This window comes from Haloterrigena sp. H1 (genome assembly GCF_005938085.1).
In the GTDB taxonomy this organism is placed as follows: Archaea; Halobacteriota; Halobacteria; order Halobacteriales; family Natrialbaceae; genus Natrinema.
In genome coordinates this window covers 1-13,149 of record NZ_SMZK01000003.1, presented here as the reverse complement: position 1 = coordinate 13,149, position 13,149 = coordinate 1, and the positions used below count along the sequence as shown (strand labels likewise).

Here is a 13,149-nt window from a genome sequence, read left to right as displayed (position 1 = left end):
GCTACTGCTCGGGCCGTTCGTACGCCCCCGCTCGCTCGAGGTCGCCCCGCTTTCGCAGCACGCTTGGCGTCCGACAGATCCCCGGTGCACCGGTCACCTGTGGCACTGTACAGTTGTTGCAACTCTCGCAGACGACGCCCGGGTTCTCGCCGCTCGATTCGACCTCGAGCAGTCGCGCCCCCAGCCGCGGCTCGGCGTAGAAGGGCCGGGCCATCCCGACCATGTCGCAGGCAGGTGGTTCATCCTCGCTCGAGTCGCCCAGTAATCGACCCATCTGTCGCCGCTCGCGGATCCCGCCCTCCGCCAGCACCGGGATGGACACTTGCTCGCGGACGCGCCGGCAGAACGCCTCGTTCCACGCGGGTTCGAAGTCGTACTGCAACGATTGGATCCGGTTGGCCAGTGCGACCAGTCGCCGCCGCGTCGGGCCGCCGAACGCGGCGTCGTACTCCTCGCACAACGCTTCGTTCTCCCATGCCCTCGCAGGATACGCCCCGCGGACGATGCTCATGTCCCAGGTGACCGACGTCTGGACCGGGACGACCGCGTCGTAGCCGATCCGCTCGAGTCGGCGGGCGATTTCGATCCCATCCGCGAGCGAGAGTTTCCGCCGAACGATGGGCGCGGGCGGGGCGGGCGTCTCGGCGGGTACCTTGGTCACCACCGGTACGTCGCCCGCCCGCTCGCGGATCTCGTCGTGGACGACCGCGAGGAACGCGAGACGAGCCTCGGGTGAGCCGCCGAACTCGTCGTCTCGTCGGTTGTAAAACGGCGAGAGAAACTGCTGGACGATCCCCATGTTTGCCCCGGCGAGGTGAATCCCGTCGTAGCCTGCGTCGACGGCGCGAGCCGCCGCGCGGCCGAAGTCAGCGGCGAGGTCGTACACCTCCGCCGTCGAGAGGACGTGTGGATCGTACTCGAGGAAGCCGATCCGATCCAGCAGTTGCAACTGCCACGGCGGTTCCGACACCGCGAGCTGTTCGAGGCCCGGATGCTCCGTCCGGTACTCGGCGTGCCAGGTCTCCATGCTTCGCAGGCCCCCGTGCTCGAGCTGGATAAAAATCCGGCTTCCGTGGTCGTGAATCCGGTCGGTCAGCCGGGAGAGCCGGGCGACGAAGTCGGGATCGTGAACGCGGGTCATCCCCGGCGCGGCACAGCCGCCCTCGCCGCGGACGATCGTCGCGCCTTGGCAGATGAGCCCGACACCCGACTCGGCGGCCGGTTCGAGGTCGTCGATCAGCGCCTCGACCGCGCCGGGACCGTTGCCCGCACACTCGAGTAAGGGTGCGCGATAGAGCCGGTTGGAGACCGTCACACCGCCGATCTCAATGGGTTCCTCGAGCGTCGCCATGGGTGCCGTATCACGTGCTCCGGCAAGAGTGTAGTGCCGGTCGGCTTCGCGGCTGCCGGTTCGAGACGAGCCGTCAGCGTCGCACCCACCGGCTGGCTCAGGGCGGGAGGATGACCGCCCGGCCTTCGATTTCGTTGTGCTCGAGGCGTTCGGCGACCGTGTTGATCTCGCCGAGATCGTGGCGTTCGGTACGTAGTTCGACCTCGCCGCGGTCGACAAGGGCGACGAGTTCCTGTAGTTCGGCGTACTTGCCGACCAGCGTCCCCCGGTAGGCGAACTCGCCGTTGACCAGGGCCTGACTGGGTTCGTGGATGTGGCCGCCGTAGCCGACGACGTGGTGGTCGCCGCCGGCAGCGACGATTTCAGGTGCCAAGCTGGTCGTCTCGTCGCCGCCGACGAAGTCGATGACCTGTTGGGCTCCATCGTCATCGGTCAGATCGGCGATGACGTCCGGAAGGTCCTCGTCGGCGGTGTTGACGGTGTGGCGCGCACCCAGGTCCTCGGCCAGCTCGAGTGCCTCGTCTTTGATGTCGACGGCGACGATGTCCGCGGCGCTCATCGCCTCGAGACACTGCAGCCCGATGTGGCCGAGACCGCCGACGCCGATCACGACGCTGGTGTCGCCGGGATTCAGTTCGTCGACCGCCTTCTTGACGGCGTGGTAGGCCGTGATCCCCGCGTCTGCGTGGGGGGCGATGTCGGTCGGATCGACGCCGTCGGGCAGCGGAATCACGGCGCGCTCGTTCGTCTGGAGGTACTCGGCGAAGCCGCCGTTGGTCGTGAGGCCGTTGAACGCGCTGTTTTTGCAGTACATGTCCTCGCCGAGCCGGCAGGGTCGGCAGATACCACAGGTCTGGACGGGATGGCAGATCACTGGATCGCCTTCTTCGACCAGCGTCACCTCGTCGCCAGTTTCGGCGACGATCCCCGCGTTTTCGTGGCCCAGCGTCATCGGCAGATCCTGTGGGGCGTACTCTTCCCACATCCCTCGATGATGTGATTGTCTGTCTGACACCAACCCGCGCCCTCGACCTCGACTAACACGCCGTCGGATCGCTCGATGTCCGGCCGGTCGATATCGTCGATCGAGAGCGCGTTGCTCATGTCGTCGGTGTATTCGTGGAGTCTGGCTGCTTGCATGGGACTGACACACAGTTCATCGTCATCCGTGATAACGTTCCCCTCGCATCTCGTGTCGCGTGAGTATTTTTGATTTGATACTACTATCCACAGCCGTTAATTTTGGCCGCGAAAACCGATCCGAGTGTAGCATTCATCTCCTCCTGAAAAAGAGTAATGTGTAGTGGTATCGATGTGCATGGTGCGATGTATCAGCACAACGGAGAGGAAATCTTCGTCATCGATGGCCACGTACACCTGTGGGACGCGACGGAGGAGAATATCAAACACCAGGGAGGGGAAGAGTTCATCCAGTGTTTCTACGACTATCACACGACGTTCACACCCGAGGAGCGCGAGTGGGACATAGACGAGTACCGCAAGTACGGCGCTGACCGGATGGTCGAGGACCTGTTCGGCAACGCCGCCGCCGACATGGCGATTTTCCAGCCGACGTACCTCACCGACTTTTACGACGACGGGTTCAACACCACCGAGCAAAACGCCGAACTCGCGACCGAACACCCCGAGCGGTTCATCCTGAACGGTACCTTCGATCCCCGTGACGGCGAGGAGGGTCTCGAGTACCTCGAGGAACTCCATGAGAAATACGATATCCCCGGCGTCAAGCTCTATACCGCCGAGTGGCGCGGTGACTCGAAAGGGTGGCGACTCGACGACGAGGACGCCTTCGAGTTCTTGGAGAAGTGTCAGGAACTCGGGATCGAGAACATCCACGCTCACAAAGGACCGACGATCCGCCCCCTCAACCGCGACGCGTTCGACGTAAAAGACGTCGACGATGCGGCCTCGTCGTTCCCGGAACTCAACTTCATCGTCGAGCACGTCGGCCTGCCACGGCTGGACGACTTCTGCTGGATCGCCGCCCAGGAGACGAACGTCTACGGCGGACTGGCCGTCGCCGCACCGTTCGCCCAGAACCGGCCGGGCAAGTTCTCCGAGATCATGTCCGAACTGCTGTGGTGGCTCGGTGAGGATCGCGTCCTCTTCGGTTCGGACTACGCGCTGTGGAACCCCGACTGGCTCGTCGAGGAGGTCCTCGAGGCCGAACTCACCGAGGAACACCGCGCGGAGTACGGCGTCGAGTGGGACCTCGAGACGAAAAAGAAGGTCATGGGCGAGAACATCGCCGACCTCTACGACATCGACATCGAGGCGAAACGGCAGACGCTCCAGGACGACGAGATCAGCCAGCAGTTCGGGCTCGAGGACCACTACGCGAGCGAAGAACCCGCAGCCGCAGACGACTGATGAGCACGCAGACATCCGACGGCCCTGCGCCCGCGCGAGCGGCCGTCCGCGACCGACTCGATCGGGTCACCGATCCGGAACTCGACCGTTCGATCGTCGCACTCGAGTACGTCGACGCGATCGAGATCGACGGTGGCTACGTCAGTGTCGACCTCACGCTCCCGACCGCGTGGTGTTCGCCGGCCTTCGCGTGGATGATGGCCGTCGACGCCCGCGACGAGATCGAATCGCTGCCGGCGGTCGAGGAGGTCCGGATCACGCTCCACGAGCACATGCACGAGACGGAAATCAACCGCGGCGTCAACGAGGACCTCTCGTTCGCCGAGGCGTTCCCGGACGCCGACGGCGACGTCGCTGCGGTTCGCGCCGAACTCGACGACAAGGCCCGCGTCGCTCGCCAGTACGACGCGGTCGAAGCGCTACTCGAGGCCGGACTCGACGCCGAGGCGATCGTCGACGTTCGACTGCGAGATCTCGAGTACGTCGACGAAGCTGATTCCGTCTCGATCTACGTCCGCGACAGCTCCTTTGCCGTCACCGTTCCGGAAGCGCCGCTCGAGCGCTACCTGGAGAAGGCCCGCGAAATCGGCCTCGTCTCGGCCCCGGCCGACCGCCTGTTTCGAACGCCGGAGGGCGAGCCGATCGATCCCGACTCGTTCGATCTCGTCCACCGACGTGGCCGCCTCGCACAGGTCAACATGTCGAGTCAGGGCGGCATCTGTGACGGCCTTCGGGAGGCACGAGAGGGCCGGCTCGAGTGAAGCGCGGACGACTGACGGGACGGCGGTGGAGCCGGAGGGTATCGGGATCGACCACCTTCGTCGTGTTCCGATCTTTGTCGTCGCCATGGCCCTCCCTTTCGCCCTTGAGCCGTGCGATCCGGCGCTTTCACGGCCCCTTCAAGAGCGTGGTGCCGGCGTCGATAGTACGTCGCCGTCAGAGCGGCGGCAGGACCGTCCCCGCTGGCGTCGCCAGGACCACGGCGACGAACGCGGCTGCCAGCCCGAACGCGGCGTTGCCCGCCGCGGCGAGGACGTACCGCCGGAGCGTGGCGTTCCGACCGCCTGCCGTGACGGTGAACGGATCGCCCGCCCGATTCCGGATAACGGGCTCGTCGCCCCTCTCGGGAGCGGGGGCAGCCGATCCGAGGACGTATACCTCGGTACCGGGCTCGAGTCGCTCCTCCCGGATGTAGACTTCCTGTTTCTGCTCGATCGCTTCCGGCACCATCTCCGTGACACGCTCGGGGACCTCCTGACCGAGTATCTGGTAGACGTCCTCGTCGAACGTCGCCGGGCACTCGATCCCCGGAACCTGCATCCGCTCCCACGTGTCGGTCGGCTCGCCCGATCCGTCCCGTTCGACCGGCTGGACGAGCGCAGTGCCGGTCGCACCGTCGAGGCGGAACGGAACGGCCTCGGCACCCTTCCGCTTCGGTGCGAGGTCGCTGAGGCCGTCCCTGAACGTGTCCCGGGAGACGCGATAAGCGTAGGCGAGACATGGGGTTCCGGTGACCGGTGCTTCCAGCATCCCCTGATCGGCGGAGGGACGAGCGACGCCGGTCGCTGCGACGACGCCCGCCGGACGCGTCTCGAGGGCTGTCATGTCTGTCCGGGCCGCTCGAAGGGCTGTTCGAGCGTGTCGAGCAGTCCACTGCAGCGACACGCCGGCGACGCCGACTGCGACGATGACGACGCCGACCCGGAGTGCTAGATCGAGAAGCGCCATCGATCAACGGAGCCGCCGGTGTCGTCGAACTGCGCGACCAGCGATCGCAACCGACCGATATTCGGGTTCATAGATCCTTTTCCGACAGAGGAGAGTGACGCATTTTAAACACTTCCGTTCCGTCTTCGTCGCCGACGGGACGCGTACGTCGTCGGTCGACTCGAGAGCCTCGAGCGCACCCGCCCCGTCGTCGCGGGAGACGACGCTCGCGAATTGCGCGTTACTTCTCGACCTCGAGTAGCGCCACCCGCTCGCGAACCAGCGCCGACAGCGGCGCGTCGGTGGCCTCGCGTTCGGCGTCAGGAACGTCGAAAAAGTCACACAGCGTTTCGACGTCTTGTGTCTCGAGCGTCGGCTCGCGGTCGACGAACGCGTCCAGCGTTTCGACTGCCTCGAGCGCTGCCGCCTCGTCCTCGTCTGAATCGCCGTCGACGAGCACCACCGCCCGAGTCTCGCCGTCGTCGACACCCATCGCGAGCGCACGATCGATCTGTCGACGGCCGGCGGCGTACAGCAAAATTTCGACGGCGCGGTCACGAGCGACGTTCTCACCGCGGTCGATCGCGCGATCCGCGAATTCGACGGCTTGCTCGAGATGCCGGCGGCCGGCGACGTAGCGGGCGTCGAACGCCTGCATCGTCACGTCATGGCGGTCGCCGAGATCGCCGAGTTCGGCGACGAACGAATCGATATCGTCGACCTCGAGTCGGCATTCGAGCAGCTTCATTCGAAATCACCCAGTCTCGACTGGCTGTCGTCTGCTCCGTTTGTTGCTGTCGCGTCGTCGGTCCCGTCGCCGTCGCTCGAGGTGGCTATCACGCCGCCGTCGCCCGACCTTGCTGAGTCCGGCTCGACGCCGTCCATCGAGGGATCCTCGCGACCGGCGCTCTCGAGGATGTTCTCGGCTGTCTTCTCGCCTTTGAGTGCGCCAAGAACGACGCCTTTGTCGGCCGTTCGCAGGTCGGCAGGCTCCTCGATCCCCGCTTCGTAGAGCCGGCGAGCGCGCTTGCGGCCGACGCCGCCGACCGAGACGAGCTCGAGGAGGTCTTCGCCGACGCCGTGTTCGACGCGGGCGCGGGCTTCCCGTACGGCGACGGTCCACTCGCTGTCGATTTCGGCGGCCAGCGACTCGGCCGCGCCGAGCAGCCACTCGGCAGTGTCGACTTTGCCACGCAGGTCGCCCGGCCCGATCTTGTATCGGTCTGTCAGCCGTTCTTCGTCGGTTTCGTCGGCCCAGTCCTCGAGCAGCTTACCCGTCTTGAGCGCGGCCAGCCAGTCTTCGAAGCGCTCCTCCTCGAACTCGCTTGGCGTGTCGCCCAGCAGTTCGGCCTCGCGCTCGTAGAAGAGTTCGCCGAACTTCTCGTCCTCGCCCGACCGCAGATAGAGTTCGTACATATCGGGCGTGCGCGAGACGAGCTGGTAGAGGCCGAGTGCGGTCGGCCGTTCGTCCGCACGCTCTAACCCGTGGACGATCTCGGCGGCGCTCATCGGATCGAGGTAGAGCCGCGAGACGGTGTGACCGAGGCTGGTCGCCTCGAGCGTCTCCTCGCGGCCGTCATCGTCGGCGAGATCAGCAGCCGATGTGAACGCACTGCCATCCGCAGTGCTGGAATCGTCGCTACTGTCGCGCTCGATGAAGTCGTTCGACTCGAGGTACTGCAAGACCGTGTCGGTCACCGTCTCGAGACGGCCGGCTTCGGTCGACTGGCTGGCGTAGAGGGTGGCTTCGAGGAACTCGAGGAGGCCCGCTCGCGTGCGGGCGAAGCCGGATGCGATCGTTGCGAGCACGTGCGTTCGCAGGGCGGGTTCGGCCGCCAGTTTCGAGCGGACCGGTTCGGGATCGGCCCAGATATAGCGGTCGAACAGCTCCTGACTCTCGTCGTGGCTTTTGGCCAGCAGGACGGCCTCGCCGTAGGGGTCGAGCCCCGGGCGACCAGCCCGGCCCATCATCTGGTGGACCTCGAGGACATCCAGGGGTGCCATCCCGCCGGCGCTGGAATCGAAGCGCCGCCAGTCGCGGACGATCACGCGGCGTGCGGGCGTGTTGACGCCCGCGGCCAGCGTCGGCGTCGCCGAGATTACCTTCAACAGGCGGTCGCGGAAGGCATCCTCGACGAGGCTCCGCTGGGTGCTCGAGAGACCGGCGTGGTGAAACGCCGCGCCCCGTTCGACGCAGTCGGCTAAGTCCCTGCTCGTCTCGGTGTCGCTGTCGTCGCGGATGTCGGCGGCCAGTTCTGCGAGCGCGGCTTCTTCCTCGGCAGTCAGTTCCGTTCTCGAGACACCTCCCAACCGTTTCGCGGCGGCTTCTGCGTTTCGTCGGGAGTTGACGAACACGAGCGAGGACCCATCCTCCTGTAAAATGTCGCGAACGAGCGCGGCCTCCTGCTTTTCCGATCCCTCGACGGGCACCTCCCGTGTCGACCCATCGTCGAAGTTCAACGCGTTCCCGTAGTGGACGCCCATCTGGAGGTCGATCGGCCGCCAGTCGGTGTCGACGAGTGCGGCGTCGAGCCAGTCGGCGATCTCGTCGGCGTTGCCGACCGTCGCCGAGAGTGCGACGGTCTGCAGTCCGGGGTTGAGCTGGCGGAGTTTCGCCAGCGTCACCTCGAGCGTCGGCCCCCGATTCCGATCATCGATGAGGTGGACCTCGTCGGAAACGACGCAGGTGAGCTCGGAGAGCCACTCTGCGCCGTTCCGGACGAGCGAGTCGACTTTCTCGCTGGTTGCGACGACGATGTCTTTCGTTGCGAGCCAGTCGCTGGTCGACTCGTAGTTGCCCGTGGTCACGCCGACGGTCACGCCAAAGCGCTCGTAGGCCTCGAACTCGGCCTTTTTCTCGCTGGCGAGCGCTCGCAGCGGGACGATGTACAGTGCTTTCCCGCCGCGTTCGATCGCCGACAGCATCGCGAGGGCGGCGATCATCGTCTTCCCGCTGGCGGTCGGGACGGCGGCGACGAGGTTTTCGCCATCGGTCGCGCCGGCGTCGACCGCCTCGGCTTGTGGCGGGTAGAGCTCCTCGATGCCCTCGCTGTGGAAGTGGTCGATGGCACCGGGTGGGAGCCCCGACAGCTCCTCGAAATTCATTGTCCGTCCTTGGCCCGTTTGCGGTTTAAAGTATCGTCTTTCGGACTCCGTCGGTCGGAGCCACTATGTGTTCTCGAGCGCGGTGCGTCAGTTCACTGGCCAGCACTGCGGTCGGTCAGGACGCCCACACAGACGACCGCTGTCGTGACGTGCATCAGCCCGAGGATCGCGCCAGCGAAGAGGCTCCCACCGGGTTGATTGGGGATGACCGTGAAATCCGGCACGAGCGAGAGCACGAGGACGATCGCTGCGACGATGAGAAACAGTCGATCAGGGCTGGCACTGAATCGCGCGAGCAGCCCGTACGTGACGGTCGCACCGATGACGCCAAGAGTTGTAAAGAACGTTACTGGTCCGTAATTCAGTGCTTCCAGTTGTGGTGCGATACCGCCGGCGTTGGCCACGAACACGATGAGCAAGTTGATGCCCAACGATACTGCAAGCGCGACTACCCCCGCTCGTGTCAGGTCGCTGATCGTGAGTGATCGTGCCGACGACGACATGCCTGTTTCGGTGCCCATGATTGTCCCTCCGCCGCCACTGATGAAAAGCGTTTGTCAGAAATTCCTTTTATATCCGGATCGGTGACTGATTATCTAGTTGGGTATCGATGCATCCGCGACCCGCCCTGGGGCGAGAGCGGGGTCGACGGCGATAGACCGATGGGACCGGCACCCGAAGCCCACCCCATGGCCGATCCCGACTGCGTCCTCGTCCCCACACTCGGCCGACCACGAGAGGACGAGGCGCTCCCGTATGCCCTCGAGACGTTCCCAGACGCCGAGATCACGCTGCTGGCGGTCGTGACGCCGCTCGACGCGCCGCTTAGCGAAGGCGGGGTCTTGGAGCGCGACGAGCAGCGGATGGCACAGACGCGAGCCAGCGCCGAGGAATTGCTCGCGTCGATCGCAGATCCAGACGCAAGAGACCGCGTTCGGATCGAACTCGGCGAGGGGCGACCCGGCACTGTCGTTCCCCGGTACGCGTCGGAAGCGGGGATCGACCACGTCGTGATGGCCGGCGATAGAACCCGATCGAACGGGTTCATTAGGCGATTTCTCGGTCGCGATATCGCCACCACGGTCGTCGAACGGACGACGCAGCCGGTGACAGTCCTCGAGTGACCTCGAGAGAATCAGCCGCCTATTATCGTCACGAACAGCCGGTACAGACCGTAGCTGACGACGACCGAACTCCCGAGCGTCAGTAGCCAGAAGGTGATCGTGACGCCGATCTTGCGCCGCGAGACGCCGGCCGAGCCGCCGGCCAGTCCGCCGCCGATGACCCCGAGAGGATGATGTTGTTCAGCGAGATCGGGATGCCGAGTGCGATCGCCAGCTGGGCAATGATGAATCCCGGGACCAGCGCCGCGATCGATCGCCGTACGCCGAGCTGGGCGTACTCTCTGGATGTGGCCTGTAACAGCCGTGGTGCACCCATCCAGGCCCCCGCGAGGATGCCGACCGCCCCGATCGCGAGCAACAGGAACCCCGGCAGGCCGAGTTCGGTTCGAAAGAGGTTCTCGAGCGGGCCGGTCGCGAGTCCGACCTGTGAGCCGCCAGAGGAGAACGCGACGATGCCACCGAGAACCAGTAGGAACGAGCGGATCCCGCTTTCGACTGACTCGCGGACCTGCCGTCGCACCCAGGCGAACGCGAGCAGTCCAACGGCGATCGTCACGAGGACGGTCCCGAGATCGATGCCGGCGGCGAGCGTCGGGCCGCCGCCGAACAGCCGGGCGACGAAGCCCGCGAGCGTGCCCTGCTCGGCGGTCGGATCGGGAATCACACCGAGGCGGACGTTGGCGACGATCGCGCCGACGATACCGGCCAACAGCGGGACGCCGACCGTCTCGGGGACGTCGTCACGTCGCAGGATCGTCGCCGTCGCGTAGGCGAGCCCGCCCGACATGATCGGGACCAGTAGCCAGAAGATGCCGAGCCGGCGGTAGGTCGCCATCGCCGGGTCGCCGCCAAGCGAGAGGCCGACTCCGACCATCGCGCCCGTCGTCGGCGAACGCCGCGGGGATCGGATACCGCGTGTAGATGCCGATCGACATGAAGCCAGCCGCGGTCAGCAGTCCTGCGGTGGCCGCAAGCGGCGTGATCGTCACGCCGTTGATGAGGTCCGCACCGATCGTCTCGGAGATGCTTCCACCTTGCATGAGCGCTCCCGCGGCCGCGAGCAGTCCGATGACGAACGCCGCTTGCATCGTCGAAATCGCGTTCGCACCGATCGCGGGGGCAAAGGGTGGCGAGTTGCTGTTCGCACCGAGCACCCACGCCATGAACAGACAAGTGAGAACGGCGATTCCGACGAGGGCAGTGAAGGAGAATGCGACCATTTCGGCTTGTCTCTCGTTCGGTGACCGGCCGCAAAAGCGTTGCCTCGAGCGAACCGACGACCGCTACCGATTTACCGCAACCGTGCCAATCACCGCCCATGAAGATCGAATACGACGAGAACACCTGTATTGGGATGTTCCAGTGTGTCGCCGAATGGGACGCCTTCGAGGAGGACAAATCGAAGGGCAAGGCCGTCCTCGAGGACAGCGAGGAGGTCGAGGACGGCGTTTTCGTCCGCGAGGTACCCGAAGACGCAGAACTCGATGCGAAGTTCGCCGCCCGGACCTGTCCCGTCGACGCGATCACAGTCTACGACGACGACGGCGAGCAGCTGATCCCCTGACGATAAGCAAAAACTGTTCCGTGCCGACCGTCGATTACGCGATCTTGTCGTACTGTTCGGAGAGCTTCTCGGCGGCCTCGCCGAGCTGGTTCGCTCGAACTCGGTGAGTTCCCACTCGACGATCTCTTCGACGCCGTCGGAGCCGAGTTTGACCGGGACGCCGAAGCGGTGTCCTCGTGGCCGAACTCGCCCTCGAGTTTGACGCTGCCGGGCACCACTGCGCCCGTATCGCGGAGGATGGCCTCGACCATGTGGCCGACGCCGGTCGCCGGGCCCCACTCCGTCGCGCCTTTCTTCTCGATGACGTTCATCGCCGAGGTCTGGAGTTCGGAGAGGAGTTCTTCCTTTTCGTCCTCGTCGAACTCGGGGTCCTGGCCGTTGACTCGCACTTTGGAGAAGACGGGGACCTGCGCATCGCCGTGTTCGCCCAGGATGGTCGCATCGACGTTCTGGACGGGGGCGTCGAAGCGCTCGGAAATCACGTATCGGAAGCGCGCGGAGTCGAGGCGACCGCCGAAGCCGATTACTTTCTCGCGGGCGCGGTCGCCCGTCTCGTAGAGGTGCCGGTTGAGGAGGTCGACGGGGTTCGACGTGGTGACGGTGATGAAGTCGTCGTTGTGCTCGGCCAGCGAGGAGCCGATGTCCTCCATGATTGGTGCGTTGTCGCCGGCCAGATCGATCCGGGTTTGACCGGGCTGGCGCGGGATGCCGGCCGTGATGACGACGACATCCGATCCAGCGGTGTCCTCGTAGCCACCCTGTCGGATCGTCGTGTTCGAGTCGTAGGCCACGCCATGGTTGGCGTCGGCGGCCTGTCCGACCGTATCGTCTTCCTTGTCCGGAATGTCGACGAACACGAGCTCGTCCGCAACGTCCCGAAGCGCGATGTTGTAGCCCGCAGCGGCCCCGACGGTGCCAGCCGCGCCGACCACACTAACTTTCGTCATACCACGTAATGCTTCCCCATCCCACACGTTAAATCCGTCGGAATTTCCAGCCTCACACAAGTTTGATGATATGAGAGTTCGACGACTGTCGTTCCTTTTCCTTTCCTCAAGACCGAACCGATCATGGCCGATGCCTGCGCCCGTTCGACTATGCGCGTCAGCGTCATCGGCGGCGGAACCGATCACCGACGAACAATCGGCTCGCGCCGAGGCGGTGGGCCGCGAACTCGCCGCGCGCGGCCACACAGTCGTCTGTGGCGGTCGCGGCGGCACCATGGAGGCGGTCTGTCGTGGCGCAAAAGCCGAGGGCGGAACGACGATCGGCATCCTGCCGAGCGAGCGCCGGGCACAGGCCAACGACTACGTCGATATCCCGATCGCCACGGGACTGGGTCACGCCAGAAACGCGCTCGTCCGTTGAACGGTGACGCCGTGATCGCGCTCGCTGGCGGCGTCGGAACCCTCTCCGAACTCGGCTTCGCTGGCATCTACGACCGACTCGTCGTCGGACTTGCGGCCCACGACGTCGCCGACGCCGGCGTCGACCTCGAGCCTGTCGACACTCCCGAAGCGGCTGTCGACGCCGTCGAAGCCGCACTTGAGGCGTAATCGACCCTGTCACGGCCCTGGAATCTCGCTGTCGCAGCTTTTTCGACGCTCCGACACCTCTAGCTGGACATGAGCGACTTCGACAAGGAAGCAGAGCGCGAGAAACTCCGTGAGAAGTACGAACGCGACAAAGAAGAGCGCAAGGCCACCCAGCGAATGAGCGATCTGTTACTCAAGGGTGCGACGATGACCAACACTCACTGTGGGACCTGTGGCGACCCGCTGTTCCAGATGGACGGCACTACGTTCTGTCCCAGCTGCCATGGCAATCCCGACGCCGTCGAGGGAACCGACCTCGAGGCCCAACCGGCCGACGAACAGTCGTCCACGGATCGATCTGAGTCGGACCAG

The 13,149-nt window shown here is 65.1% G+C and carries 10 protein-coding genes and 4 pseudogenes; 6 read left to right on the top strand and 8 right to left on the bottom strand.

Annotated features, from left to right (window positions below; translation table 11 throughout):
* Position 1: 1 nt before the first annotated feature.
* A complete protein-coding gene (locus E2L06_RS18275) occupies positions 2-1,351 on the bottom strand; it encodes an NADH:flavin oxidoreductase (protein WP_138777453.1) in 1,350 nt (449 codons plus the stop codon).
* Positions 1,352-1,448: 97 nt separating this feature from the next.
* Positions 1,449-2,491: pseudogene (locus E2L06_RS18270) on the bottom strand (NAD(P)-dependent alcohol dehydrogenase).
* Positions 2,492-2,677: 186 nt separating this feature from the next.
* On the opposite strand from E2L06_RS18270, the gene E2L06_RS18265 reads away from it, so the two are divergent.
* Positions 2,678-3,742, top strand: coding sequence for an amidohydrolase family protein (locus E2L06_RS18265; protein WP_138777449.1), 1,065 nt, complete (start codon positions 2,678-2,680; stop codon positions 3,740-3,742).
* Positions 3,742-4,503, top strand: a complete 762-nt coding sequence (locus tag E2L06_RS18260; RefSeq protein WP_138777447.1) for an iron-sulfur cluster assembly protein — start codon at positions 3,742-3,744, stop codon at positions 4,501-4,503. Before E2L06_RS18265 ends, E2L06_RS18260 begins: the two co-directional genes overlap by 1 nt.
* Before the next feature lie 175 nt (positions 4,504-4,678).
* On the opposite strand, the gene E2L06_RS18255 is transcribed toward E2L06_RS18260, so the two are convergent.
* The 4 genes from E2L06_RS18255 to E2L06_RS18240 form a co-directional block, all read right to left on the bottom strand.
* Positions 4,679-5,470 carry a hypothetical protein gene (locus tag E2L06_RS18255; protein ID WP_138777445.1) on the bottom strand — a complete coding sequence of 264 codons (792 nt, stop codon included), beginning with the start codon at positions 5,468-5,470 and terminating at the stop codon, positions 4,679-4,681.
* Positions 5,471-5,690: 220 nt separating this feature from the next.
* Entirely contained in the window at positions 5,691-6,197 is a 507-nt protein-coding gene (gene cgi121 / locus E2L06_RS18250) for a KEOPS complex subunit Cgi121 (protein WP_138777443.1), read from the bottom strand.
* Positions 6,194-8,554 carry an ATP-dependent DNA helicase gene (locus E2L06_RS18245; RefSeq protein WP_138777441.1) on the bottom strand — a complete coding sequence of 787 codons (2,361 nt, stop codon included), beginning with the start codon at positions 8,552-8,554 and terminating at the stop codon, positions 6,194-6,196. Before E2L06_RS18245 ends, cgi121 begins: the two co-directional genes overlap by 4 nt.
* 92 nt (positions 8,555-8,646) lie before the next feature.
* Complete coding sequence (locus E2L06_RS18240) at positions 8,647-9,075, bottom strand: DUF6069 family protein (RefSeq protein ID WP_138777439.1); 429 nt, start codon at positions 9,073-9,075, stop codon at positions 8,647-8,649.
* A 141-nt stretch (positions 9,076-9,216) separates the two neighbouring features.
* Here E2L06_RS18240 and E2L06_RS18235 point away from each other — a divergent pair, with 141 nt between their 5' ends.
* The gene (locus E2L06_RS18235; protein ID WP_394348725.1) at positions 9,217-9,678 is read left to right on the top strand and encodes a universal stress protein; all 462 of its coding nucleotides are present in this window, start codon (positions 9,217-9,219) and stop codon (positions 9,676-9,678) included.
* 11 nt (positions 9,679-9,689) lie between these two features.
* Here the strand turns inward: E2L06_RS18235 and E2L06_RS18230 are convergent.
* Positions 9,690-10,898 (bottom strand): annotated as a pseudogene (locus E2L06_RS18230) (inorganic phosphate transporter).
* Between the two features lie 98 nt (positions 10,899-10,996).
* On the opposite strand from E2L06_RS18230, the gene E2L06_RS18225 reads away from it, so the two are divergent.
* Positions 10,997-11,242: a ferredoxin gene (locus tag E2L06_RS18225; RefSeq protein ID WP_138777435.1), complete on the top strand. Its 246-nt coding sequence runs from the start codon at positions 10,997-10,999 to the stop codon at positions 11,240-11,242.
* 34 nt (positions 11,243-11,276) lie between these two features.
* Here E2L06_RS18225 and mdh read toward each other — a convergent pair.
* Positions 11,277-12,189: pseudogene (gene mdh, locus E2L06_RS18220) on the bottom strand (malate dehydrogenase).
* Positions 12,190-12,339: 150 nt separating this feature from the next.
* Here mdh and E2L06_RS18215 point away from each other — a divergent pair.
* A pseudogene (locus E2L06_RS18215) lies at positions 12,340-12,798 on the top strand (TIGR00725 family protein).
* A 69-nt stretch (positions 12,799-12,867) separates the two neighbouring features.
* The coding region (locus E2L06_RS18210) for an Sjogren's syndrome/scleroderma autoantigen 1 family protein (RefSeq protein WP_283241372.1) at positions 12,868-13,149 on the top strand (282 nt) is incomplete at its 3' end.